Source organism: Chamaesiphon minutus PCC 6605, assembly GCF_000317145.1.
Classification (GTDB): Bacteria; Cyanobacteriota; Cyanobacteriia; order Cyanobacteriales; family Chamaesiphonaceae; genus Chamaesiphon; species Chamaesiphon minutus.
Map to the genome: position 1 here is coordinate 2,195,859 of NC_019697.1, position 26,450 is coordinate 2,222,308.

Annotated in this window: 22 protein-coding genes and 1 pseudogene; 17 read left to right on the forward strand and 6 right to left on the reverse strand. The window is 48.0% G+C overall.

Going from position 1 to position 26,450, the window contains the following annotated elements; all coding sequences use genetic code 11:
* Positions 1 to 48: 48 nt before the first annotated feature.
* The 4 genes and pseudogenes from CHA6605_RS31530 to CHA6605_RS10195 all read left to right on the forward strand — a co-directional run bounded on the left by CHA6605_RS31530 (position 49) and on the right by CHA6605_RS10195 (position 9,048).
* On the forward strand, positions 49 to 2,256 hold the full coding sequence (locus CHA6605_RS31530; RefSeq protein ID WP_015159375.1) for a response regulator: 2,208 nt from the start codon (positions 49 to 51) through the stop codon (positions 2,254 to 2,256).
* Positions 2,257 to 2,811: 555 nt separating this feature from the next.
* Positions 2,812 to 4,482, forward strand: a pseudogene (locus CHA6605_RS36885) (response regulator); the annotation flags it as partial.
* 150 nt (positions 4,483 to 4,632) lie between these two features.
* The gene (locus CHA6605_RS37235) at positions 4,633 to 5,046 is read left to right on the forward strand and encodes a response regulator (RefSeq protein WP_232432286.1); all 414 of its coding nucleotides are present in this window, start codon (positions 4,633 to 4,635) and stop codon (positions 5,044 to 5,046) included.
* A gap of 423 nt (positions 5,047 to 5,469) precedes the next feature.
* Positions 5,470 to 9,048 carry a hypothetical protein gene (locus tag CHA6605_RS10195; RefSeq protein ID WP_015159377.1) on the forward strand — a complete coding sequence of 1,193 codons (3,579 nt, stop codon included), beginning with the start codon at positions 5,470 to 5,472 and terminating at the stop codon, positions 9,046 to 9,048.
* A 260-nt stretch (positions 9,049 to 9,308) separates the two neighbouring features.
* On the opposite strand, the gene CHA6605_RS10200 is transcribed toward CHA6605_RS10195, so the two are convergent.
* Positions 9,309 to 10,226 (reverse strand): LysR family transcriptional regulator, encoded by a 918-nt coding sequence (locus CHA6605_RS10200; protein WP_015159378.1) that lies wholly within the window; start codon positions 10,224 to 10,226, stop codon positions 9,309 to 9,311.
* A gap of 137 nt (positions 10,227 to 10,363) precedes the next feature.
* On the opposite strand from CHA6605_RS10200, the gene CHA6605_RS10205 reads away from it, so the two are divergent.
* The 5 genes from CHA6605_RS10205 (at position 10,364) to CHA6605_RS10225 (ending at position 13,797) form a co-directional block, all read left to right on the forward strand.
* The gene (locus CHA6605_RS10205; protein WP_015159379.1) at positions 10,364 to 10,849 is read left to right on the forward strand and encodes an ester cyclase; all 486 of its coding nucleotides are present in this window, start codon (positions 10,364 to 10,366) and stop codon (positions 10,847 to 10,849) included.
* A gap of 52 nt (positions 10,850 to 10,901) precedes the next feature.
* Positions 10,902 to 11,891, forward strand: a complete 990-nt coding sequence (locus tag CHA6605_RS10210) for a quinone oxidoreductase family protein (RefSeq protein WP_015159380.1) — start codon at positions 10,902 to 10,904, stop codon at positions 11,889 to 11,891.
* Between the two features lie 18 nt (positions 11,892 to 11,909).
* Complete coding sequence (locus tag CHA6605_RS10215) at positions 11,910 to 12,554, forward strand: NADPH-dependent F420 reductase (protein WP_015159381.1); 645 nt, start codon at positions 11,910 to 11,912, stop codon at positions 12,552 to 12,554.
* A 422-nt stretch (positions 12,555 to 12,976) separates the two neighbouring features.
* Complete coding sequence (locus CHA6605_RS10220; RefSeq protein WP_015159382.1) at positions 12,977 to 13,498, forward strand: DUF4365 domain-containing protein; 522 nt, start codon at positions 12,977 to 12,979, stop codon at positions 13,496 to 13,498.
* The gene (locus CHA6605_RS10225; RefSeq protein ID WP_015159383.1) at positions 13,498 to 13,797 is read left to right on the forward strand and encodes a hypothetical protein; all 300 of its coding nucleotides are present in this window, start codon (positions 13,498 to 13,500) and stop codon (positions 13,795 to 13,797) included. The genes CHA6605_RS10220 and CHA6605_RS10225 overlap by 1 nt, the downstream gene beginning before the upstream one ends.
* Here CHA6605_RS10225 and CHA6605_RS33995 read toward each other — a convergent pair.
* Positions 13,780 to 13,968 carry a hypothetical protein gene (locus tag CHA6605_RS33995; protein WP_157259949.1) on the reverse strand — a complete coding sequence of 63 codons (189 nt, stop codon included), beginning with the start codon at positions 13,966 to 13,968 and terminating at the stop codon, positions 13,780 to 13,782. The genes CHA6605_RS10225 and CHA6605_RS33995 overlap by 18 nt on opposite strands.
* Positions 13,969 to 14,618: 650 nt before the next feature.
* On the opposite strand from CHA6605_RS33995, the gene CHA6605_RS10230 reads away from it, so the two are divergent.
* The 7 genes from CHA6605_RS10230 to CHA6605_RS10250 all read left to right on the forward strand — a co-directional run bounded on the left by CHA6605_RS10230 (position 14,619) and on the right by CHA6605_RS10250 (position 20,346).
* Complete coding sequence (locus CHA6605_RS10230; RefSeq protein ID WP_015159384.1) at positions 14,619 to 15,101, forward strand: AAC(3)-I family aminoglycoside N-acetyltransferase; 483 nt, start codon at positions 14,619 to 14,621, stop codon at positions 15,099 to 15,101.
* 83 nt (positions 15,102 to 15,184) lie between these two features.
* Entirely contained in the window at positions 15,185 to 16,888 is a 1,704-nt protein-coding gene (locus CHA6605_RS10235) for a protein adenylyltransferase SelO (protein WP_015159385.1), read from the forward strand.
* 739 nt (positions 16,889 to 17,627) lie between these two features.
* Positions 17,628 to 17,771, forward strand: a complete 144-nt coding sequence (locus CHA6605_RS35710) for a hypothetical protein (RefSeq protein ID WP_015159386.1) — start codon at positions 17,628 to 17,630, stop codon at positions 17,769 to 17,771.
* Positions 17,740 to 17,979 carry a hypothetical protein gene (locus CHA6605_RS35715; RefSeq protein WP_232432245.1) on the forward strand — a complete coding sequence of 80 codons (240 nt, stop codon included), beginning with the start codon at positions 17,740 to 17,742 and terminating at the stop codon, positions 17,977 to 17,979. The genes CHA6605_RS35710 and CHA6605_RS35715 overlap by 32 nt, the downstream gene beginning before the upstream one ends.
* A gap of 242 nt (positions 17,980 to 18,221) precedes the next feature.
* On the forward strand, positions 18,222 to 18,911 hold the full coding sequence (locus CHA6605_RS34005) for an FG-GAP repeat protein (RefSeq protein ID WP_015159388.1): 690 nt from the start codon (positions 18,222 to 18,224) through the stop codon (positions 18,909 to 18,911).
* A gap of 129 nt (positions 18,912 to 19,040) precedes the next feature.
* Entirely contained in the window at positions 19,041 to 19,391 is a 351-nt protein-coding gene (locus tag CHA6605_RS32855) for a succinylglutamate desuccinylase/aspartoacylase domain-containing protein (protein WP_232432246.1), read from the forward strand.
* Positions 19,384 to 20,346, forward strand: coding sequence for a glutaminase (locus tag CHA6605_RS10250; RefSeq protein WP_015159389.1), 963 nt, complete (start codon positions 19,384 to 19,386; stop codon positions 20,344 to 20,346). The genes CHA6605_RS32855 and CHA6605_RS10250 overlap by 8 nt, the downstream gene beginning before the upstream one ends.
* Positions 20,347 to 20,422: 76 nt before the next feature.
* Here the strand turns inward: CHA6605_RS10250 and CHA6605_RS10255 are convergent, their stop codons facing one another.
* From CHA6605_RS10255 to CHA6605_RS10270, 4 genes are all read right to left on the reverse strand, one after another.
* Positions 20,423 to 22,477 (reverse strand): response regulator, encoded by a 2,055-nt coding sequence (locus CHA6605_RS10255; protein ID WP_015159390.1) that lies wholly within the window; start codon positions 22,475 to 22,477, stop codon positions 20,423 to 20,425.
* Between the two features lie 188 nt (positions 22,478 to 22,665).
* Positions 22,666 to 23,103 (reverse strand): response regulator, encoded by a 438-nt coding sequence (locus CHA6605_RS10260; protein WP_015159391.1) that lies wholly within the window; start codon positions 23,101 to 23,103, stop codon positions 22,666 to 22,668.
* A complete protein-coding gene (locus CHA6605_RS10265; RefSeq protein WP_015159392.1) occupies positions 23,063 to 25,366 on the reverse strand; it encodes a sensor histidine kinase in 2,304 nt (767 codons plus the stop codon). Before CHA6605_RS10265 ends, CHA6605_RS10260 begins: the two co-directional genes overlap by 41 nt.
* A 209-nt stretch (positions 25,367 to 25,575) precedes the next feature.
* Positions 25,576 to 26,025: a response regulator gene (locus CHA6605_RS10270; RefSeq protein WP_232432247.1), complete on the reverse strand. Its 450-nt coding sequence runs from the start codon at positions 26,023 to 26,025 to the stop codon at positions 25,576 to 25,578.
* Positions 26,026 to 26,268: 243 nt separating this feature from the next.
* Here CHA6605_RS10270 and CHA6605_RS32860 point away from each other — a divergent pair, with 243 nt between their 5' ends.
* Entirely contained in the window at positions 26,269 to 26,418 is a 150-nt protein-coding gene (locus tag CHA6605_RS32860; protein ID WP_198288482.1) for a hypothetical protein, read from the forward strand.
* Positions 26,419 to 26,450 lie beyond the last annotated feature (32 nt).

A 26,450-nucleotide genomic window follows, 5' to 3' on the forward strand; every position in this document is an offset into this window, starting at 1 on the left:
CTATGGCATTGCTCAACTCCCAACGCCACAACCAAAGGTATTCCAAACATGAAGACTAGCCAAGTGCAGCACACACTAATGGCATACTTACGCCACGAACTCTGTACGCCGATTAATGCCACGATCGGTTATAGTGCCATGCTGCTCGAAGAGCTAAAAACACAACCAGACTCGATCTTCGTCGCCGATCTGGACAAGATTCACACCTGTAGTCAACAACTATCGATCCTGGTAAATACCATCCTCGATCCAGTGCAACTGGAAATGAGCCAGATCGATGGCGAACTGAGTCGGTTTGGTGCGGAGCTAAGGATGGAATTGCTCACGCCTTTGAGCACGATTATCGGTTACTGCGAGATGCTGTTAGAGGAAGCTCCAGCAGAATTGATTCCCGATCTAGACAAAATTCATACGGCAGCGCACCAGTTATTGAGCTTAGTAAATGATATCGTGCATCTTGCCCAGCAACAGTTACAGCAGTTGACGGTACCGGATACTAGTTCCCCCCTGTCGATCGAACACCCAGCTACGGCTAGCTTGGTGCGGAGTGCAACCACTACACTGAAGATGCTCGATCGATTGTCTGGCGTACCGCAGGCACAGGGAGGGATGATTTTAGTAGTTGATGACAACCCGACTAATTGTGACTTACTCTCGCGCCAATTAAAACGGCAAGGCTACACAGTCACAACGGCGACTAATGCCCGTCAAGCCTTACGCCTGCTCAAAGCCGTCCCTTACGACCTAATTTTACTAGATGTCATCATGCCGGAGGTCGATGGGCTGGAATTACTCCAGCAGCTCAAACAGGACGATCGATTCCAGCACATTCCGGCGATCGCCATTTCGGCTCTAGAAACGATCGATGTTGCGGTTAAATGTATCGAACTTGGTGCCGAAGACTATTTACAAAAGCCCTACGATCCGATCTTGCTCCAAGCGAGGATTACCGCCTGTTTAGAGAAAAAGCGACTGCGCGATCGGGAAATCCTCTACCGCCAGCAAGTACAATGCCTGAGTGCCGCAGCAGCCGCGATCGAGACTAAAACCTTCAACCCCAATAGTTTGGACGATCTGAGCCAGCAGTCGCACCAATTAGGGCAACTAGCTCGCGCTTTCCAACAGATGGCGCGATCGGTTAATTCCCGCGAACAGGAGCTAGCACAACAGATTCAGCTCTTACAGAATGGCATCGATCTGGGACAGCCACAGCGAGTGGTGGCTGAGATTACCGCCGCAGAACATTTTCAACAGCTCCAGCAGCGCACGAAGCGCAGTAGCGATATCGAGAATCTCTATCGCTCTTCCCTGTACCCTGCGCTCCATCCCGCTCCCCCCGTTGGCGATCGCGCTGCATCCTCACCAGTGACGCGATCGCCGTTGGCAGTTGTCAGGCGGGTAGAGCAACCAGCGATCGATGCCCAGCAGGTTAGCACCGCCAAAGTTATCGCTGTCCACTCCTTTCGCGGTGGTACGGGTAAGTCAAATCTCATTAGTAACCTGGCGGTGAGTCTCGCCAAGCAGGGTAAACGGGTGGGCATTATCGATACAGACTTACAATCTCCGGGCATTCATGTGCTGTTTGGGCTGGATGATGAGACGATCGACCTCACCCTCAATGACTATCTCTGGCATCGTTGCGCTTTGTATGAAGCCGCCTACGATCTGAGCCATCTGTTGCCTCAACCTGCTGGTAATCCTGCTGGGGCGATTTATCTGATTCCCGCCAGTGCCAACGCCAACGACATTAACCAGATCGTGCGTGAAGGCTATCCCCCAGATCTGCTTCTCGATGGTTGCGCTCAGACGATCCGCGATCTCCAACTAAATGTTCTGTTACTTGATACCCATCCCGGCATCGATCGCGAAACCCTTCAGGCAATCGCGATTTGTAGTCAGCTAATTGTGATGCTGCGTCCAGACTATCAGGACTATCAAGGCACTGCCGCGATCGTCGAGCTGGCGAGGATGTTGTCGGCTGCGGAGCTGTTACTAGTTGTCAATCGGGTACCACCCAATTTTGAGATCGAAACCTATCAACAGCAGGTACAAACCGCCTACGGTGTCCCCGTCGCCGCAGTTTTGCCCTTTGCCGAGGAAATGCTGAATCTCGCCAGTAGTCAAGTCTTTGCAGTGCGCTATCCCACTCATCCGCTGACTCAGGCAATCGATCGACTGGGCGATCTGATGATGCTTCAGGGGAGAGGCTCCGCCAACGAATACAAGACAGCGATACAGATCGGACGATCGCCTTAATCATTGGGGGTTTGGACGATATGACTCGCAATACTGTTTGGTTAGCTTCGCTTGAGATCTGAATCCCCCAACCCCCTTAAAAAGGGGGCTTTAAAAGTCCCCCTTTTTAAGGGGGGAACCAGATCCGGAAGTCCCCCTTAAAAAGGCTACCGTGTATACACATCTCTAGTTAGAAGCGAAATTGGTAGAAATCCCCCTAAATCCCCCTTAAAAAGGGGGACTTTGAGCGGATCTTAGCCCCCTTTTTAAGGGGGTTTGGGGGATTCAGATCTAGAAACGAAGCCCAGCCGACTTGTGTATACACGGTAGCTTAAAAAGGGGGATTTAGGGGGATTCACACCAATTTCGCTTCTCACCAGAGATGTGTGTACACGGTAGCTTTTTAAGGGGGATTTAGCAGCTCCCGTAACTCCTTTGGAGTGGCTGCGCCAACGTCGGGTTCCCCGACGGATTAGGGAGACAAGACAGGGAGATTTCAACCTAAACCGAAGCAATTAACCGATCGACCTCTCATCGCAAAGTCCAGCAGAATTTATACATACCGGAGCCAGATCGATGCCTACAATTCTGTTAGTTGAAGATAACGATATCAACCGAGATATGCTATCCCGCCGTCTAGAGCGTAATGGATATCAGGTAATTGTTGCTGTCAATGGCACCGAAGCTGTCGCCAAAACTCTGTCAGATCGACCGGATATCGTGTTGATGGATCTGCACCTCCCCATTCTCGATGGTTGGGCAGCTACCCGACAGATTAAAGCCAATCTTCAAACGCGAGTCATTCCCATTATTGCGTTGACGGCGGATGGGAATGCTGGCGAACGCGAAAAAGCACTAGCTGCGGGTTGCGATGAGTATGATACCAAACCAGTGGATCTGCCTAGATTGCTCCAAAAAATTACCAAGCTGTTAGAGCCAGTCATCGTAACAGCCCCAGCACCCCCGAACTCGCCGCCAGATCCCCGCTTACAGCAGATCTTACTAAATCGGTTGCGGCACCAACTCGATCCGCCGATCGATCGGATTATTGGCTATAGCGATTTGCTATTGGATCTTCTGGGCGATGGACAGCAGCCAGATCTATGCAGCGATATTCAGAAGATTCACGCCTCTGGGCTGCGAATTTTGCAACTGGTACAGGCAATGCTCAACCCAGTACTATTGGAGCTACAACAGCAGGAAATCAACATTTTCACTCCCACCTTACGATTGGAAATTCTCACGCCGCTGAGTACGATTATTGGCTACTGTGAGATGTTATTGGAGGAAGCCTCTACCGACCTAATCCCAGACCTGGAGCAGATCTACACTTCGGCACAGGATTTGCTCAGTGTGGCGAATAGTCTAGATAGCCCGTTGGCGGAGCCTCTCCCCTGGAGAATCGATCTTCAAACAATCTCGCTACAATCTATCGATCTTGACAATTTGAGTCTAGCAAAGGATTGGACGCGATCGTTTAGCGTCGGCTCTGCCGAATCGCCAATTGCCACAGATCGTCGAATTTTAATCGCAGACGACAACGAATCTACCTCCCAGTTGTTGTCGAGACAGGTAGAGCGGCAGGGATCGCAGGTGACGATCTCGACGATCGATCGAGTCTTTGATACCCTCGCAGCCATCCCCTGCGATCTAATTTTGCTGGAGATCGGTCGAACGGGTAGTGGATTGCAACTGTTGGCGCAGCTCAAACAGGGCGAGTGGCGACACCTTCCCGTCCTAATCTTGGCAGCACCCGATCGCATGGATCTGGTGCTGCGAGGGATTGAGATCGGCGCAGCAGACTATCTGACTAAGCCGTTTCAGTCGGTGTTACTTCAGACTAAGATCGCGGCTTGTCTGGAGCTACAGCGGCGGCAGGGACAGGATGAGAGCTTCGATAGTCTGTTTGAAAATGCGCCAGTCGGCGTTTATCAAGCGACGGTTACAGGGTGCTATCGGCGGGTGAATCCGGCTTTAGTCGAACTGCTGGGATACCCCGATGCAGAGACACTGATGGCGATGGTGACAGATATTGCCGACCGCATTTATGTCGATCGCAATCGCTATGCGGATTTCAAAACGATGTTAGCAGAACACGATCGGGTGACTGGATTTGAGTATCAAGCATATCGCTATGATGGCGACCCCATCTGGATTGCGGAGCACGCTCGCGCTGTCCGCGATCGGGAGGGGAAGTTAGTGGCTTATGAAGGCATTGTCGAGGAAATCTCCCAACGCAAGTTAGCTGAAGCCGCGCTCCAGCCACAATTAGCGGCGTTGCAACTCGAACTCGCCAATATTAAGCTCACCCAACAGGTGGCGGAGATCGTCCAAACTGATTATTTTCAGCAGTTACAGCCCAATGGTGAAGCCTCGATCGCTGGCGGAGCCACGCCGATGGAGGATCGAGATTCTAGCTTGCAATCGTCTCTACCGCTCAAGGTGCTGTTGGTTGAAGATAATGAATTGAATTCTGATATGCTCTCGCGGCGGCTGCAACGTGCTGGCTATGCTGTGGTGGTTGCCAGCGATGGTGCTGAGGGTGTGGCGAAGGCGATCTCGGAACTACCAGATCTGATTCTGATGGATATCAGTTTGCCGATTCTAGATGGGTGGGAGGCAACTCAACAGATCAAGGCGAACGCCCAGACTGCGCGGATTCCGATTATTGCTTTGACGGCACATGCGATGGCTGGCGATCGAGAGAAGGCGTTGGCGGCGGGTTGTAATGATTATGATACTAAGCCAGTGGAGTTACCTCGGTTGTTGGGCAAAATTGAAGGTTGTTTGAAGCGATCGATCTCTAATTAAGGTGAGTTCGGGATCTGTGCCAATACGGTTCGGTTAAGAACCAATCGTGAGTTAATTACTTCGGTTTAGGTTGAAATCCCCCTGTCTTGTCTCCCTAATCCGTCGGGGAACCCGACGTTGGCGCAGCCACTCCAAAGGAGTTACGGGAGCCGCTAAATCCCCCTTAAAAAGGGGGACTTCCGGATCTGGTTCCCCCCTTTGAAAGGGGGGTTAGGGGGGATTTAGATCTCAAGCGAAGCTAACCAAACCGTATTGGGATCTGTGCTCCGTTCCAGTACCGCACTCGATTGAAATCGGTGCTAGTAGTACAAAGTCCGCCTACGCGGACTAATTAATGTCAGTCCGCGTAGGCGGACTTTGCATCATGAGCCACGATTTCAATCGTAGGCATTTTCTTTTCAACACCACTAGCAGTTAGACATCATGACTATTTGGTTGGTAATTTATCAAAACTTAATTCCAGAATTCATCACCACCGTGATGATGATTTGCGGCGGCATCGGATCGAATCCTGCTTTGATTTGCTCCTACTCGATCGTTTGCACATTCCTACTCAGAGTTATTTGGCATATTTCAATCTTAATTCATGGCTTGGGTCATGTCTTGTCGATCGTTATTATCGACCGAGATCCATCTTTCATCAACACTACTAACATCCTCGAACATCGAACTCTATCAGCTATATTTAGATCCTTAATTCCCTTTGCACCGATATTTGTACCATCGATCGAGAACTCAGATTACCCTTGGGTTGATGTTGGTCGATCGACTTCTACTTCGATTCGATTCAAGGCATTGGGTGGCATCTTATTTAATGGAATTGCGGTGGGATTGGTACCGTTAGCAAATTCTTTAATTATGAGTATCGATCGCCATCCAGATGAATTTATCGTTGGGTTTGTAATTAACACTTTTGTAGGTGCCAATCTTTTAGTTATTTTTAGTTCGCTGTCGGATCTGGTGGCGGTGGTGACGGGTGAGGCGACTTGTTTTAACTGCGGCAATTTTGGGTTTGTTGGCAAACGATTGGTGAGTGACGATCGATCGTTGCTACCAGCAAGAGTTATCGATATTTTCAAAACAATGGGCTGCGAAACTGAAATTCGGGGCGAACAAGCTGGTGGCGGGGTGGTGTTTGCCCAGGATCGAGCCGATCGAGTGGTATTTGTCGGGACAAAGGTAGTCAATCGCAAGCGACAAAATTTAACCCAATCTCTAGAAGCGGCGTTTGCTCCGGTGCGAAATCAAGCGATGCGGGCTGGTGCCCAGGCTGTGGATGCGGCGATCGTTGGGGTTTGGCACTATCGTTATGCTACGAGTAGTCTCCCGGCAATTGTCGAGACTCATTGGCATGAGTGGATGCCCGCTAGAACTGCTGCTGTGTGGAGATTCGATCGGGGAAAATGGGTGGGCGATCGCCAAACGGTAAACCACCGGATTACCCATAATGGGGATTTTGATGCTTGGGTGCTGTTTGGCGATCCGATCGAGAATGCCGATCTGGGTTTATGGCTCGAACGGGTGTTACATACGCCGAATTCGACGCTGGGCGACTCGCCGAAGATTGCGGGGATGATGGATTTATTAATTACCCAGGGGATGTGGGGTGCTTCGTTGCGACTGGCTTACCAACTGACGGTGGCTAAGTCGATCGAGGAGGCATTTGGGGGAAAAAGTCCGGCTAAAGCGGCACCGAATAACGCCCCATCGGAGTTGGAGATCGGCGATTGGGCGGCGATCGCTGAAGGGATCTTTGTCAGACATCAGGAGGCGATTTTGCTCCCGTCCGCTAAATCGATGTTGGAGTTATCTCCGCCACAAGTTCATCAGCTCGAACGAGATCTGCTCGCAGCTTTGAGTCAGCATCACTCGATCGGTACATGGAATGACTCGGATCGATCGGCTTTTGTCAAGACTGCCGTCGATGTTTTTTTCCATCACAATCCCTATCAGGCGACGAAATTATTTATGTCCAGAGCCAAGGGTAGTTTTGGGCTGGTAACTGCTTCGACATTGAATCCCGATAGTCTGGTATTGAGTGCTTGGGGACAACCGATCGCGACTGGATTCAACGTTCGCGATGATTATATGGTTTATGCTTCAGAACCAGCCGCTGTCGATGCTGTTTTATCCGATATTCCCCGTTCCTATCGCTTGGATTTGGAGCAGAAAGGGGGTGAAATTGCCTGGGTGGGGGTCGATCGAATTACGATTTATTCGATGCCAGCAGATCGCGAATTACTGGGTGTGGAATTAGCACAACGGTGGATTCCATTACAGGGAAATGCCTATATTCTGCCGCCCACCACAAATGCTGAAGATCCGGTCGAGCATGACATTCAGGAAATTCCCCAGGTGCTGCAATCGATCGCCACATCCTGGGGCGATCCAGCTTCATTCAATCGTCAAAGCGCAGACTATTTAGCCGAACTATTGATTGCCAAAGCTAAGAGCTGGGATCGGCGACAACGGGCCACGATCGATATTAAACTCGACCGAGTGGCAACAGATCGATCTGTAGATCTACTTATTACGGGTGTTGAGAGCAGCCTCTGGTTGGGCGAGCGATTTGCCCAAGATTTAATTACCATCTGCCCCGCGCTAAAAGTTGCCACAATTTCAGCCAATCAGGTGTTACGGAAATTGCCATCTGACTCCAACCGACTGCATTTAGGTCAAAACTCGATCGTCCTAGCCATCAGTCAATCTGGACAAACATTTCCCACCCTGCAAGCTACCCACGCCTTCGAGGAACTTCGCCGCCAAGGATCGATCGGCGAGATATTTGTGATGACTGGCGAAATCTGTAGCCTGATGGGTACCGCGATCGAGCAGTATTATTACCCCGCATCTAGTTTTACTCGCCGGATTTTTATCAATGGCAGCGGTCGCCGCACGGCTGAACCCACCACCGTCGCCGTAGCTGCCGCTCAAGCCACGTTAACGGAATTATTGCTATACCTCGCCAAACGGCTCCGACAAAGCTTCCCTGGCCAAAATGGGGCGTTTGAGATGACCTTAACCGCCGCAAATTTAGAGACTCTCGATCGAATCAAAGCTGAATTTGTCGATCTGAGCGTAGTACCGATCGTCGGCACGACAGCCAGCGGTGAAACCAGCAATTCATCAGTCCATCGTCAGCTCCTGCGATCTGGTCGAAACTGGGCATTGCATGTCACCGAAACTCCCCTCGTCTGGGGCATTCATGCCCTCTACATCGCGATTTCCGCTGGATTTAAAGTACCATTGGTGCAAACGATCGCAAACTCAATGTTTGCGCTGGCGCATGTCCCCATCCCCGGATTATTGCTGCCGGCGATCGTCTTAGCCGATGTGCTGATTTACATCTTTGGCCCCTGGTTTTGGACATTGGGACTGCGGTATTTCCAGGGTAGACCCCTCCTCGCCCGCATGGGCAAACGCACCCTGGTCATCGGTGATGTGCCGTGGGTGCATCAATTATTAAAAGTCTATGTCAGCAAACTATTCTCGCTCAGTTATGGGATCGCCTCCCTCGATGTACATGGTGCCAACCCCCAAGATCACATGCTCCACCACTTCGGACATCGGGTGGTGAGAGGATCTTTAATCTTCTTAGGCATACCTGATGGGCGACGCGACAAGCTGCACAAAGAGTATGAAAGTGCCGTAATTATGACGGGCAAACAAGCCAATGGGGTGCGAAATATCAATGCAGGAGCGGAAATTATTGCCCTGGGACACAATCCGGCGATTTTCGTTCCGAAAGGCTCCGCCAACGCCCAGCAAGGCTTTCAAGATACGATCGTCCTCCCAAGTGCCCCAATTGTCGCTAGCGACGGTAGCATCCTGGAGGAATTACGCGAATCGCGGTTTGGCTCGTTCGAGCGATTACTGGCCAGCTATGTATTGTTCTGGGCATTGTCGAAACAGGTTGCCTCCTTCCCCTTGCTCCGATATCAACATTGGAAGTCCCAGAGCCGAACTCGAATCATGACCACCGCCGCTCCGGTGGCGCGATGACTTATTTCGATCGATCGTTCCTAGTTCGCCAAGAATACTAACTAAATGATTTAGACTGAATCTTGTCCGCCTAAATACCCAATTTGGGGTGTTATACGGATAATTGTCGGGATAATACCCCTATTTGCTAGGGGATATGCGGATAGTTGTCGGGCTAAACACCCAATTTGGTGTGTTATCCGGATAACTTTCCGTCTAATAAATAGTTGTACCGCTTCATATTTCAGTAGGGGTAGTAGCTTAAATTTTGGCGTGAAAAATTAAGTTGGCTTACACGTTGTCGTAAAAGCTTCTTTCTGCGTTGCCATAAAATCGACAAATGCTCGAATTCGCGGAGCAACAAAGCGACGATCTAGATAGCAAATCCAGACCGGAACTTCTGGTGGTCGATAGGGGTTGAGGACTTCTACCAAATTGCCAGTAGAAATTGCTTCCGCTGCTAAGAATGCGGGCATCTGGCTTAAGCCTAATCCAGCGATCGCCGATCTCACAATCGCGTCGGCATTATCAAACACAACCGAACCACTTACCGCGTATCGCTCAGCTTTCCCTTCAACAGTAAAAGACCAGGGGTAAAAACGCCCAGTAGATCGATTACGAAAGTTTAGACAAGTGTGCTGCTGAAGCTGCTCTGGGTGCTGGGGTTGCTCATATTGTTCAAAATAGGTGGGCGAACCACAAACCATCAAGGGGTAAGTAAGAAGTTGACGGATAATCAGGTTTGCACTGTCGCTCAATTGCCCTGTGCGAATCGCTATATCAATACCTTGCTCGGCTAAATCCACGGGGCGATCGTCCATTGAAATATCAAGGGCGATCTCTGGAAACGCTTGGGTGAATGCCTTGAGAACTGGCACTAAACAAATGCGCCCAAATGCAGTCGGAACACTCACAGTTAATCGCCCTCTAGGAGCCACACGATTTCCCTGGATTTCTGCTTCGAGCGCATTTAGTTCCCCCAGTAATTGCTGACATCCTTCATAAAAACGAACACCATCTGTGGTCAGGCTGATGCTGCGGGTTGTTCGATGAAACAGTTTAACGCCCAAGTCCGCTTCTAAGCGAGCGACTGCTTTGCTGACGGCAGAAGTCGATAATCCCAGCACATTGGATGCCTGGACAAAGCTTTGAACTTCTGCCACTCGCACGAATGCCAGCATATTGGACAAACTCTTCATCGTGATTGTTGATAAAAGGTGGACAAAGAAGTGAAAAGCAACCTCTTCTCAAAAGATTATAAACAAAATATCTTAGAAATCAAGGAGAGCAGCAAAGACTTAAGCACCCTCCAAGCACCCTTTTTGAGGAATTAACAATGACTACTCAATATCCGTTTGTTCGTGAACTATACGATGCATTTCAACAGGGCGAATTTAAGCGTTGGGACGCACTTGTGGCAGAAAATGTGTTGGTCAATTCAACGATGGGTCGAGACATTCAAGGGCGAGAATCCCTGAAAGGATGGGCTTCACAATTTGTCAATGCGCTGCAATCGCGGGTCGATCTCGTGGACGAATTTGAAGCGATCGATGCCGCTGGCAATGGTCGCGCCTTCTTTACCGTATGCCTGGACTGGAAACACGCTGAAGTATTCATGGGGATGCAACCCACTGGACGGGAAGGAACCTCCATTGAAACCATGTTACTGACTGTGAAGGATGGAAAAGTTGTGCGGTGGGATGTTGCCGATAATACGGTTGAGATCAATATCTATTTCTGGGAACGAGGTTGGGCAATCCCCCATAACGTTCATCCAGAAGTGCTGGCGAAGGGCATTGAACGTCGCCCCAACACAGTTTGATTTTTGCCAATATTCGCAAAAAATTCACCTTGGTATTTATTTGGAGAAGCAGATGAAAACGATTCAAGTCGATCGACATGGTAACGCTGATGTCCTCAAACTCACTGAGCTTGAGACTCCCAAGCCTCAATCTGGACAAGCCTTAATCAAAATTCATTATGCAGGTGTAAACTTCATTGATGTTGCCATGCGGCGCGGTTGGTATCCGAACCCTGCAATTCCAACACCCTTCACGCCTGGTGTAGAAGGTGCAGGAGAAGTGATTGAGATCGGCACAGGCGTTACTGAAGTTAAGGTTGGCGATCACGTTAGCTTTATGCAAGAAGAAGAGCCAGGATTGGATCGCGCCTATGCGGAATACATTCCGATAGCAGCTTGGAAGCTGATCCCGTTGCCCGATTCCATCTCGTTTGAAACAGCGGCGGCAATGACTGCTCAAGGCTTGACCACACAATATATGATGCACGAATTTGTCACACTTCAGCCTGGTAAAAGCATTCTCATTCATGCGGCTGCGGGCGGAATGGGGTTGAACTTGGTGCAGTGGGCAAAGCATCTCGGTGCATTCGTCATGGGGACGACTTCTAATGAAACCAAAGCGCAGCGAGTTTTGGAGTTGGGTGCAGATGCCGCGATCGATTATACACAGGAAGACTTTGTGCAACGGGTTAAAGAACTGACGGATGGCAAAGGCGCAGATCTCATCATCGACGGGGTTGGCAAAACTACCTTTGCAGGGGATCTCGAAGCGGTTGCCACACGCGGGCATATCGTGACTTACGGCATCACAGGCGGAATGCCAGACGATATCAACCCATTTGCACTACTTTCTCGATCGAGAACCGTACATGGTGCAGATTTGTTTGACTACATCAATAATCGCGAAGAGCGAATCATGAGAGCTAATGCTGTTTGGGAAGGGATCGCAGCGGGGTGGCTCAAACCGCAAATCTCTCAAGTGTTCGCGCTAGAAGATGCGATCGCGGCTCATCAACTCATCGAAGATCGTAACAACATGGGCAAAATCCTGCTCAAGATTTAATGGCTTTAGGAGGTCATCATGAATATTGGAATTATTGGTTCGGGCAATGTGGGTAGCACTTTAGGCGAAATCTGGGCAAAAGCTGGACATCAAGTCATGTTTAGCTTCTCGCGCTATCCAGAACGCCTACAAACACTCGCAACCCAGATTGGCTCTAACGCAATGAGTGGAACACCAGCAGAAGCTGTAAATTTTGCAGATGTTGTGCTGTTTGCTCCTAACTTTTGGCTAGCTCAGGAGGCGATCGCCCAAGCTGGCTCTATTGCAGGAAAAATAGTCATTGACGCGACTAACCCTTATCGCTGGGGCGAGAACGGTAGCATCGTTCGCATGGTTGGAGAGAACGTCTCTGGTGCAGAAACTATCCAGAAGCTAATGCCAGGAGCCAGATTGGTCAAAGCCTATAGCAGTTTTCAACCTAACGCTTTGCGACGCTCTGCTGAACGTTCCTTAGATCGACGATTGGCGATCGCGATCGCATCTGATGACGAAGCAGCAAAAACACTAGTGGCTCAACTGGCAGAAGACAGCGGCGGTCGCCCATTCGATCTTGGCTCACTGCGAAATGCCAGTTTAATGGAGATTCCTGGTTCTTTTTCCTCCAGTGATAATCTCACCTTGGATGCTGCATTCAAACAGCGGTTGCAAGTCCTTGGGTACTAGCGCCAGCAGTACAACAAATCGTTGGAGCGGAACGGGGCGATATGCGATCGGTTATGATGCAAAGTGTGTCGCCGTCCGCTCAACTTAGTCGTTATCGCCGACAGCGTAACATATAATTTTTTAGTATATGTTAAAATCTATAGAACGCTGCGGGATAACTTGAGCTGAGCCGCACGGCGGCGCAAGACGGCGTTGCGGCTCAGCTATGCGAAGCACTTATCGAAGAAATGGATAATGATTATCGCGTTGAGGAAGGTCTTTTCGATCCACGACTATCGGTTTCAAAGATTAATTCTCTCAAACGTAGTTTGAAGAAGTTTGGGAATGACATTCTGCGATATGAGAAAGAGCCATGACAAGTCATTTTGTTAGAAGGAATCTTATGACTACTCATGCTATGATTCAGCCAATCATTCCGTTTGATGCAAGCACCCGTGCTAACTGACCAACATATTGCTGAATCATTGAGCCGCGCCTATGTCCGCGCGATTGCTGGACGCGCTGGACTCAACTTAGCGATTCGAGAGTATGACTACGGTGTAGATGGCAGTTTTGATGAGGTGGTAGTGCGTCAGAGTCGTCGAGTTGAATCTGGTTTTTCCCTCAGTTTTCAACTTAAAGCCTCGACCCAATGGCAACTCGATGATAGTCAGGTCGTCTATGACCTAGAAGTAAAAACCTACAACGATTTAATTCTCAGGCGCAGCATGAGAGCCGCAACACCTTGTATCCTAATTTTGTTGGCTTTGCCCACAAATGCCGATCGATGGCTCATTTGTGAAGAAACACAACTCCGGTTGCAAGGAACCTGCTACTGGGAATATCTCAGTGGTAGCCTGAGTGAGAATCGCCAATCTGTAAGAATTAGAATTCCGCGATCGCAACGCCTCACCCCCGAATCTTTGCTAACCTTAATAGAGAACGTCAAAACAGGAGAATGGTAATGACACCTGAAGTTTTGTCAAGTTACCCCCAAATCCAGGAGCTTCACGTTGCCGAAGTGGTGAGTTATCTCCAGCAGAATCACTGGGTGTCGGTTAGTCATCCCAGTCCACGGTTACTGGTGTTTGAGAAAGGAGTTGACGATCGAGGCAAGCCCATTCAGATTGTTCTGCCAAGTAAGGATGATTATGAAGACACGCCCTATTTAATAGCTAAAGCAGTCAATCTTCTGTCTGTTCTAGAATCTGTATCATTCCAAGAGATTGTGAAAGCGATCGATGCATCAGCACATGTCACTTAAATCGCGATCGTCATATCGCGTTGCATAACAATCCAAATGCAGCCGACGGAATGAAAACGATCGATCGAGAGCCAAAGAAACTATCCGCTGCTGATTTGGGGCGTTAGAGCCAGTAGGGCGGGCATCGCCTAGCGTGTTCATTATAGCGGTAAAACCGTTGATTTTGTTCATGCAGACAATTTTCTAGCCAAGCTAGGCACTGTAAGGATCGATCGATATTTGCAGGGATAAAACCTGCATGAACCCTTACCCTGTCTGGGGTGACAAAATGAACATGCTAAGCATCGCTCACCACTACTATTCTTATCGTAGGTATAGGTGAAGATTTTACCTTAAATTCCTCTCAATTATTAGTTCTTCACCATCAAGGAATGGAACTGATGATAAGTAGGCTGAGTTGAGAATTTATGTTGCTTATTTTATAGATGGCGATCGATTGCAATTTATCTGGCAGCGATTGCCTACGGCACTCTACGCGATCGAATCTCTGCAATGAGATCGATTCTCCAAGGAGATCGTCTTTGTTAAAACGATCGAACGCCCGAATCAACCGAGTCTCAGAAATTTAAGTCGAGTGTAATATTACGATCGACCTAAATCGATCTCGATCGACTGTAAATAATCTCGATCGAGCAATATCGAGCGTGTCAATTGTTACTATAATTGAGTCATAAAGTTCGATCGAATATCATAATTAACAGAGATCGAAATCGAAGTATGCTGACAAATCGATGAGAACAAGCCAACGTTATTGCTCCGTACAGATTTGTCCGTGGGCATCTGCCCACCCTACTTCTATGGATCTAATTAATAGGTAGAAGATGTCATCCTCCGAGCCAATTAGCATTCGTCAGCTTTCCGCCAACGACCTGACACTTATGGAGAGTTTATTGGCTACCTTCGGTGAGGCTTTCGACGAAGTTGATACCTATAGTTCGTCTCGCCCAAGTAATGCCTATCTCAAGCGGTTGCTAAGCAGCGATTATTTCATCGCGCTTGCAGCGTTAAAGAATGGATCGGTAGTCGGAGGTATCGCCGCTTACGAACTCCAGAAGTTCGAGCAGGAGCGGAGTGAAATTTATATTTACGATCTGGCTGTTGCAGCAGCGCATCGACGCGAAGGCATTGCAACCACATTAATCCAGGAATTAAAGAAGATTGCTGTAGCGCGAGCAGCCTATGTTATTTTCGTACAGGCAGACATCGGGGATGACCCTGCGATTGCACTTTACACGAAGCTTGGGGTACGCGAAGATGTGCTTCATTTCGATATTGCTGTTGCGGTCAGCGATGACAATGCATAACAATCGCGATGCACCGAAACTTTGAAGTATACTAGTTTGTAGCCGAAATTGACTGAGTCCGGTAATCGCGAACGTTAACAACAATGTCGTATCAATCTAAACCATCTGCTAGCCCCTGCGTAACTACCTTTGATGAGTTTATACGATTGGCGAATTATTCTCTAATGGATACCTTAAATGCCGATCCTGATGCCACGGTCGATGGTGACGATCGCCGTGCCCGACAGGTTTTCTCTGGTCATTTCGTACCTGTAACACCTACGCCGCTTGCAGAACCAGAATATGTAACCCATAGCAGCACTTTTTTTAAAGAACTTGGGTTGAGCGACGAGCTGGCTTTTAACGAACAATTTCGCCAGGTATTTTCTGGCGATCTTTCTGTTGCGCGTGAGCCGATGCGACAGGTTGGCTGGGCGACTGGCTATGCACTGTCCATTTATGGCACCGAATATATCAGACAATGTCCATTTGGTACTGGTAATGGTTATGGCGATGGTCGGGCGATATCTGTATTTGAAGGAATAATCAATGGCCAGCGCTGGGAAATGCAATTAAAAGGTGGTGGCCCAACGCCTTATTGCCGTGGTGCCGATGGGCGCGCAGTCCTACGTTCGAGTGTGCGTGAGTTTCTGGCGCAAGAATATATGCAGGCTTTAGGTGTTCCAACAGCGCGTTCTTTAACATTGTATGTCTCTAAATCTGAGACCGTTACACGACCTTGGTATTCTCAAGACTCCCACTCCATTGACCCTGATACTTTAGTGGCCAATCCCGTGGCGATTTCAACTCGTGTTGCACCATCCTTTTTGCGCGTTGGTCAGCTAGAGTTATTTGCCCGCCGCGCTCGCAGCAATGCTCATCCAAGAGCATTAGAAGAGTTAAGCACGATCGTGTCGCATTTAATTGAGCGAGAATACAAAAGCGACATCGATCGAAACCTTGTTTTTGCAGATCGAGTAGTTGAGTTGGCTAAGCTATTTCGCCAGCGTCTCACTTCACTGGTGGCCAATTGGCAACGTGTTGGTTACTGCCAGGGTAATTTTAATAGTGACAACTGCGCCGCTGGTGGCTTTACCCTCGACTATGGACCATTTGGGTTTTGTGAAATTTTTGACCCTGGGTTTCAACCTTGGACTGGTGGTGGTAAACACTTTTCATTCTTCAATCAGCCGATCGCAGCAGAAGTGAATTATCATATGTTTTTGACAGCTTTGAGGCCGCTACTCGTAGCAGATGCTGAAGCTTTAGAACACTTCGACCAATTAAGCCATGGCTTTGCAAAAGCTATGGAACAACAACTCCAAACAATGTGGGCTGCCAAACTTGGCATGACTGAATATAACTCGACATTAATTAAGGAATTATTGGAGTTGATGCTCTCCTCAAAGGTAGATTACACCATTTTCTTTCGCGAGTTATCTCAGATACCAGACGATGTCTCAGCATTGAAAAAGAGCTTCTACGCCGAGACTTCACAACAACTCGATGAGCAATGGCAATCTTGGCTCCAAAGCTGGCGCAACCTGGTTAGGAACGACGGCAATCTGGCTGAGATCTCAAACAAGATGAAACAGACTAACCCAAAATATACATGGCGAGAATGGTTGGTTGTTCCCGCTTACCAACAAGCCATGCAGGGTGACTACACCTTAGTCAAAGAGTTGCAGGAAGTGTTTAGCCATCCGTACGATGAGCAATCACCGGAAATAGCAGATAAATACTATCGTCTAAAACCTCAGGTGTTTTTCGACGCTGGTGGCGTGTCGCACTATAGCTGTTCATCTTAATGTTGAATTACCACTGACACTTGGAATGAGGTTCTGGGGCTTTCAGCATACTCTTACTATCAATAAGTGAAATCTGTTGTTGCATCTCCCTCCCTAGCATGTCCAATCCTCAACGAGTTATCCACCTAACCGAAATCTCGATCGCCGAAATTCCAGACACCGATCGCTATAAATACAAGAGCCAGTAGAGTGGGCATCCCCCACCGCTACTATTCTTATCGTAGGTATAGGTGAAGATTTTACCTTAAATTCCTCTCAATTATTAGTTCTTCACCATCAAGGAAAGGAACTGATGATGAGTGGGTTGAGTTAAGAATTTATGTTGCTTGTTTGATAGATGGCGATCGATTGCAATTTATCTGGCAACAATTGCCTCACGCTACGCGATCGAATCTCTGCAATGAGATCGATTCTCCAAGGAGATCATCTTTGTTAAAACGATCGAACGCCCGAATCAACCGAGTCTCAGAAATTTAAGTCGAGTGTAATATGACGATCGACCTAAATCGATCGCGATCGACTGTAAATAATATCGATCGAGTAATATATAGCAAGTCAATTGTTACGATCGTTGAGTCATAAAGTTCGATCGAATATCGTAATTAACAGAGATCGAAGTATGTTGACAAATCGATGAGAACAAGCCAATGTTATTTCTCCGCACAGAGTTGTCCGTGAGCAGATGCCCACCCTATGAAGCTGTCTGTGGTATTTCCAGGGTAGACCCCTCCTCGCCCGTATGGGTAAACGCACCCTCGTCATCGGCGATGTGCCGTGGGTGCATCAATTGTTAAAAGTCTATGTCAGCAAACTATTCTCCCTCAGTTATGGCATCGCCTCCCTAGATGTACATGGTGCCAACCCCCAAGATCGTCCTCCCTAGTCCACCGACTGCTGCTGACAGCGACAGTAGCGTAGTGGCGGAATTACGCGAATCGCGGTTTGGCTCGTTCGAGCGGTTACTGGCTAGCTATGTATTGTTCTGGGCATTGTCGAAACATGTTGCCTCCTTCCCCTTGCTCCGATATCAACATTGGAAGTCCCAGAGCCGAACCCGAATCATGACCACCGCCGCTCCGGTGGCGCGATGAACTAATTCGATCGATCGTTCCTAGATGGCACAGAATCAGGAGTTACGCAGTTGGAGAAAGAACAAACCAAGGAGCAGATAGACAAGAGCGCACAGCATCACGGACAATACTGAGTCTAGACTCATACCAACTGATACCAGTGTTGAACCAGTGGAGATCGATGGTCTATACTACCTCTAGCTTGCCAAATCATCTTTTAATCCAGCAACACCAGATAACTTGCCTTCCCCAACCATTGCACTATGAAATCCTGGAAATTATCACTATTTATCGGCGGCCTGATTGTTGCGACTACCTGCTTAGGTTCATCATCGATCGCCTATATGCTGAATGTTCCTGCCAAGGATAAAGTCATTGAAGACTTCATTCCGGCTGGCTGGATACTAGAAGATCGAACTGCTGGTGATTTGAATGGCGATGGGAAGGATGATTTGGCATTGCGCGTAATTAAATCTGGCAAACCTGGAGATCGTCCGCGCTCGTTGATTGTGCTACTCAATACGAAAAGGGGCTGGCAACGATTGGCGGTGGCCGACAATCTCCTTTTCTGTGACAGTTGTGGCGGAATGTTGGGCAATATCAGAATGCAAATTCGGAAACAGGTGCTTATCACAAATCAGTTAGTGGGCAGCCGCAATGCGATCGACATCTCGCACAGTTTCTGGATCGATCGAAAATCAGGCAAACTAGTCTGTATCGGTGAGGATCTCAATCCATACGATCGGGCCAATGGTAACTCCATTACAGATAGTCGTAACTTTCTCACTGGTAAACGGATTGTCCAACGCTACCGGGGGAATCCACGCAGTGGAATTGGCAAATCAGAATTGGTTAAAACCGAAAAACTGAATGTGTCCAAAAAATTACGTTCGATCGAAAGCATGAACTTTGAAGCCATCCGGCTGAGTTCCCTAGATACCGACAACAACTAAATTAAGCGATCGTCCCTTAACTATCATCCTCGTTGAATTAATTAAACCAGATCAGCCAAAAATCCGAAGCCTCGCCCTGCAATTCTTGAAGATTATCATCATAAATCATCAATTTTGGATTATATCGACGTGCAAAATCTCGAAAAACCGCTGCCCATAAGACCTTACTTGACAGTTTATCGGTCAATTTTCTCGATCGATTATCCCCGCAATTCATCAGGCGATCTACAAGCGATAATTCATCCACAACTCCAGTCTCAAGATTATCTAGCATTGCGATCGGGCGATCCGATGTTTTTGACATTTACTGGCGATTCGATTCTCTATCGAGGTGAAGAGACGGTTTGCCCAATCTTGATAAATGAGGCAGCATATCTAGAGAAAGGGATTGCGATGACATTCACCAAAAAAACAGTCGATCTTGGAAACTGCATGATTATCCCTGACTCATCTCAACCTTTTTATAGCCTCAATGTCTAAAAGATTAGCAGCACTCGATCGGGCACAACTTAATGAATTGCTAACTGAATCTCGGTCGATAATAGAAACAGCAGGCGAGTTGCCAGCATATATTCCTTTACTAGCCGATCCCAATCGTCGTTTCGACCTAGCAATTCAAGTACATCAAATTAATGGAGAAATTCTCTCATCTGTTGAAGCCGAGACATTTCGCTTTCCATTAATGAGTTTAATCAAACCATTCGTATTGCTTTATTTATTACAGCAGTCCAATCGCGATTTGGTATTCGAGCGTGTGGGTAAAAAGCCGAGCGATCGCCCCTACAACAGCATAGCTCAGTTAGAAATCGATCGATATAAACCGCGCAATTCCATGATTAATAGTGGTGCGATTGCGCTTACGGCTCTGTTACCTGGCGATCCGGCATCGAACTGTTGTCAAAATTTCTGCGACTGGTTGAACCAAGTTGCAGGTAGCCAACTTAGCTTGGATCTAGATATGCTCGCATCAGTGAGATCGTCTCCCAACCCCATCAATCAAGCGATCGCTCATTTATTACATCGCGGGGGATATCTCGATTCGCATGGTTTACTGCCTACACTAGCAATCGCCAAAACTTTAGACGTTTACGAACAAATTTGTTGTTTCTCAGGAACGATTAAAGATCTTGGCAAACTGGGATTATTACTTGCCAGCCCTCAGAATAATCTTCTCGCCAGCGATTTACAAATAGTAAATGCCCTGATGTTAACTTGTGGCATGTATGAAGAATCTGGCATGTATGCCGTCTCGATTGGGCTGCCATTGAAATCCAGTGTCAGCGGCTGTGTATTGGCGATCGTTCCAGGTGAAGGAGCGATCGCTGTCTATAGTCCACCATTAAATCTAGCTGGTAACTCTATTGCCAGCTTATTTATCCTCGAACGATTGGCTCAAACATTTAATTTAAGTATCTTCAGTCCTCGATCGATCTAGATCGCGACCTCGATTCAGCAACGCCTTCGCGCCTAACTCCCAACTCTTCACTCTCAACGTCTAAGCGGCTGATTGACTACGTGAGACAATCGGCGAGAGTTTGGAGCAGATCTTTGGTAGTAAAGGGCTTGGCGACGAAGTAACGGCAGCCAAAGCGTTCTGCTTGAGCAACTGCTTCGAGGGAATTAAGTCCACTCATGGCGATCGCAGGTAAATCGGGATTGATTTGGTGCAGGGCCGTGACGGTGCTGAGTCCGTCCATGACGGGCATCATCATATCGATTAAAACACAATCGACCTGCTCGAGGCATCGCTCCGCTCTCGCGTCTCGATGCTGGGCATAAAGTTCGATCGCTTGGGCACCATCATTAGCAGTTAAGACCCGATAATTATATGTCTCCAGGGTGGCTTTAATCAGCGTGCTAATCGCGATTTCATCATCGATGACTAAAATTAACTGTTGCCGACCGGATGGGAGTTCTGGTTCATTCTCGTCGAGCTGAATCGGAGTATTACAGGCGGGGATATAGATCTGAAATTGGGTACCCTGATTCACTTGACTCTGGACATCGAGAAATCCATCATGACTTTTGACAATGCCCATAACGGCTGATAAACCCAAGCCTGTACCTTTGCCGATTTCTTTGGTGGTAAAGAATGGATCGAAAATGCGGTGGAGGAGTTGGGGTTGAATCCCCGTTCCGGTATCAGCCACCGTAATGGCGACATAATTGCCCACTGTGGCATCTAGATGGTTGCGGGCAAAAGTTTCATCGATCGAGCGATTAGTAGCTTGGATGCTGAGTGTACCACCTTGGGGCATGGCATCGCGGGCATTGACGCAGAGATTCATCAATACCTGATGGAGTTGCGTCATGTCACCCAATACTGTCCACAAATCGGCGGCAATATCTGTGTCAATTTCGATCGATTTGGGCAGGGTTTGCTGGACGATTTTTTGGATATCGACCAGCAGGTGATGGGGTTGGAGACAGACGCGATTGCCTTCGATCCCTCTGGCAAATGATAAAATTTGTTTAATTAAATCTGCCCCTCTGCGGGCACTAGATTCGAGGATTTTGAGCAGATTTTGGGATCGATCGTCGATATTTGTCAATCGCAGCGGTAATAGTTGGGCGACTGATAAAATCGGTGTGAGGATATTATTTAAGTCGTGGGCGATGCCACTAGCCAGGGTACCGAGACTTTCGAGGCGTTGCGCTCTCAGGAATTGTTGCTCTAGTTGCTTTTTCTCGGTAATATCCATGTGAATCCCGATCGTCAGAGTTGGATTGCCAGTACGATCTAAAAAGATATTACTTTTAATCGCAATCCACTGGATCTTGGTGTCTGGAGCGACGATCCGAAATTCTAAATCTAGTCCCTGTCTGAGTTGGCGGGTTTTACTCAGTTCTGCTTCGACTTTGGGGCGATCTTCGGGATAAATAGTCTCCAGCCATTGAGCGTGGCTGTAGTCAAAACTACCTGGTGCTAACCCATACAAAGCTTCTAACTCGATCGACCAAGTAACTCGATCGGTGATGAGATTCCATTCAAATGTGCCAATCTTACCAGCTTGTTGTGCCAATCCCAACCGATTTTGAATACTTTCTCGCGATTCGATTTCTTGACGGAGGGATTCATTAGCCGCAGCCAGAGCCGCAGTCCGTTCTTCGACGCGCAATTCTAGGGTTTCATTAACTTCTCGCAGCGCGACGGCTGCTTGTTTGCGCTCGATCGCATACCGGACCGATCGCACTAAAATATCTAGATTGACTTGGCGTTTGACGAGATAATCTTGGGCACCATGTCTGACAGCATCCAGAGCCAATTCGTCATCGTTGGTGCTAGTTAAGACGACGATTGGTAAATCGGGCGCATTGTGGATCAGCGCATCTAAAGACCCCAACCCGTCGCTATCTGGTAGTGTTAAGTCCAGCAATGCAACATCAAAGCTATTCGATTTGAGTTGGGTAATTGCATCGCCCAATCGTTTGACATGAGTGAGACTAAACTGACTATTCACCGTACCTTTGAAGATTTCTTGCAGCAACCTGGCCTCTGCTAAGTTATCCTCAAGTAGCAAGACGTGAATATCTGGATGTTGGGGTGATGGTGCGCTAGCAGACATTACAGAATTAGCTGTGATGGGGATTTGTTGTATGGCTCTCTACGTAGTTGTGGCGATCGGTTTCGATCGAAATGCGCTCCAGTGACAGCTTGAGCTAGATCCATCACCCCAGTAGCACACTTTCCACACTCAGATTAAACCCAGATCGCATCAAAAGTCTAGGTCGAATTAGCGGCTGAGTAGAGTTGCTAAATCTTAACTGGCAAAGTAGCTGTCTCTAGCCAAAACTCTTCAATCCCCCGCACGATTTTTAAAAGCTGCGGGAGATTTCGAGATTTGGCAATGTAGCAATTTACATGTAGATCGTAGCTATTAGCGATATCTTCCTCATTGAGGGAAGTCGTCAATACCACCACGGGTAAATGCTTGAGCTTGGGATCGGCTTTGATTTCAGCTAAGACTTCGCGCCCATCTTTTTTGGGAAGATTGAGATCCAGGAGCACCAAATCGGGGAGGGGAACGTTGGTGTATTCCCCCTCCTGATGGAGATAGGACATCGCGTCCATCCCATCCCGTGTCACCACTACCTCACATTTGGCAGCGGTGCTTTTCAATGCTTCCTGAATTAGGCGGATATCGCCGCGATTATCTTCGACTAGTAGAATAATTTTTACGTCCGTTGACACGATCTCGATCTCCTCCGTTGACAGGAATTGTAAACGAAAAAGTGCTGCCCTGTTCCGGCTCTGATGTGACCCAGATCTTCCCGCGATGACATTCAACGATTTTTTTACAGATGGTTAGTCCCATTCCCGATCCTGAATACTCATCGCGGGTGTGGAGACGTTGGAAGATCACGAAGATCCGCTCGAAAAAGCGCGGATCGATGCCAATCCCATTGTCACGGACGGAGAATAACCAGTCGTCTTCCTGTCGTTCGATCGAGATGTGAATCTGGGGAACTGTGTCGGGTTTGCGGAATTTAATCGCATTCCCGAGCAGGTTTTGGAAGAGCTGGGTTAGTTGCGTACTGTCGGCTACAATCGTCGGCATCGGGTCGAAAGTGACGATCGCACCTGTTTCAGTGATTCGTCCGCGCAAGTGGCTCAGAGCGCGATCGAAAGCGGTTGATACTTCGGTCAGCCCCCACTCGATGCCGAGGAGGTCTACTTTCGAGTAGACTAATACATCGTCAATCAGGGTTTGCATCAAACTGACACCCTCAACGGCAAAGCCAATAAAATCTTTAGCATCGGTATCAAGTTGCTCGCTGTACCGCATCTCCAGCAGTTGGACGTAATTTGCCACCTGATTGAGCGGTTCTTGTAAATCGTGGGAAGCGACATAGGCAAACTTTTTGAGTTCGGCGTTCGATCGCTCCAAATCTGTCGTTAATAATGCTAATTCTTCAGCTTGACGCAGTACGATATTGACAATTGCCTTGCGCAGCTCTGTCGCTGCTTCGGCTTCTACTGGTTTCCAGGGGAGCGAATGTAAGCGGACGGTTTCTTTCCACAATTCAAAAGATATGCGCGGACATAACCGAGGAATCCCATCGGTGTCGGCGAGATGATAGGCGTTATTGGGATCTCCACCCCAATTCACCGTTTGAACTACTTCAGGGCGGAAGCACAATACATAACTGCGGCGGGAGAGCGAAATTGCTAACAATCCACTCGCCACATCTTTAAATCGCTGTGCGTCGGCATAGATTAAGGGGAGTGAGTCGGTCAAGAATACTTCCTCTTCGACATTTTTGGTTAACCACTGCACCAAATAGTTGAGTTCGGCTTCTGGTGGAGTTTGACCGATTGTCGTCCAATGACCACCAAAACAAATGGCTGCACCATGAGCATCGACGAGATCCAGCAGATTGGGTTCTGCACCCATTAAACCATCGATAAAACTTTCAGAGCGGGACATCCGCTCGATCGCCACCGATTGAACGTGGGCTAATTTCGCCCGATAATTGTAGTCAGCGACATCTTCACTAGTCGAAATCTCGGCAAAAATTACCTGTCCCAGAAATTCGCACGCCTTCCGCAGTTCATAGGGGACGAGTTTGGGTGTCCGATGGTGACAAGCAATAATTCCCCATAGCTTGCCATCTTTGATCAGGGAAATCGTCAACGATGCCCCGACTCCCATATTATGCAGGTACTCAGTATGACAGGGAAAGGCACTCCGCAGAATCGAGAGAGTGAGATCTGTTGGTCGATCTGTCAGCGGATTTTGGGATGGAATCATCTCCACCGCTGTATCCCCCGCATCGGGAATCACCCGAATCCAGTTGGAGAGAAACATCTTCCGTGCTGGTTGCGGAATATCCGACTCCGGAAAATGTAAGCCCAAATAGGACTCCATCTCCACCAGTTTATCCTCGGCAATTACTTCGCCATGTCCATCATCGTCGAACTTGTAGAGCATGACGCGATCGAATCCAGTCACCTTGCGGACTTCACCGACGACAATTCGACCGAAGGCGTGTAAATCAGCCGTTGCCGCTAATTTACCGATCGAGGCTTTAGCTAAATGATAAAAACTCAAAAACGGAATATTTTCATTCGTCTGGGCAGGCTCCAATTCTAGCACCAGAAATCCGTCAGGACTGCGATGGAAGACCGCATCAAATACCAAATAATCATCCCCAGATTTCCGCACCCAGACCTTACTCGGATTGATCGCATCGAGATTTCGCGCTGCCAATCCTTCTCGAAATTGGTCTACCTGAAAAGCATCTAAAATCTGCTCTAATGGCTGTCCTAACACCCGATCTGGTGCCATGCCAAATGCCATTAACGTATTATTACTAACCTGAATTACTGTCAAATCCGGCTCTTGCAAAACTAGCAACACGCCATGAGACTGGATTTTTGTCAAGAGATTAATCGACGGCTGTTTTAAGCTGGTGAGATTGAGATCTGGAGTGTCGAGACTAATGCCTGTCATAAATATTACCTCGTTGGTATAGCCTCTTGGCCGAGGCAGAAGCTGGCGCAGATCTAGTGAAGCACCTTCGACCTGATGTGGGTGGAGATCGTCGCTCTAGACCTCACAGCATAACTCAACCATTACCGACATTTTCAAAACAATACAATAATCTGATTTACTCAGCAAAACTTATAATTCTTTAATTAAAAGAGTCATTTGAGCGAAAATCACGCTACTGGTAATGTCACAATTCCGAACCAAAATTTTTCAATCCGTTGGACAATTTGGCACAATCGATCGAGATCGGTAGATTGGACGACATGGCAATTACCTTGCAGTAGATAAGTACTGAAAATATCTGCCTCACTTGCTGCCGTTGTCAATACCACGATCGGAATGCGCCGCAATTGGGGATCTGTCTTAATTTTAGCGAGTAGATCTAGCCCGTCACGATCTGGTAAATTCAACTCTAGTAAAATTAGATCTGGACGCGGTGCATCCACATAATCGCCACGACGGTAGAGAAAATCGATCGCTTCAATCCCATCAGCCAGCGTAATTACGCGATGCTGGAAAGATTGCAGCGCAGTTTCAATTAATTGAGCGCGATCTCGATCGCGAACGATCGGTAAAATCGATCTTTCTGGCGCAGACTCGTTCATTATTCCTTCGTTCATCCCTGTAGATTGGGTAGCAAAAATTCCTCTATTGGCATAGTCTAGCCTTTGATGGTACATCGCCGAGGTGTGCGTAAACCCAATACTATCAATATTGACACACGATTTAAACTTAAATCGATCGACAGTTATTTATTGTAGCTCTATCTATGTGTTAGTCTGTCCGCCATTGCTGTTGGGGGCGGAAGAAGGTATGGCTGCGGAGAAAACGGAGTAGCGGTCGCCGCTGGTGGATTTGAAGTGTTGAATGAAGAATTACTAGATTGGATGGGAATTTCTGGACATACGATCGTCGAAGTAGCCGAGCGGGAACTTCAGGAATTACAACACCACGATCGAATATCTAGTGGCGATCGATCGCCACTAGATATTCGCGATCGGATTGTCATTTAGCCATTGTACTTTAAAGTTTCGGTGCATTGCGG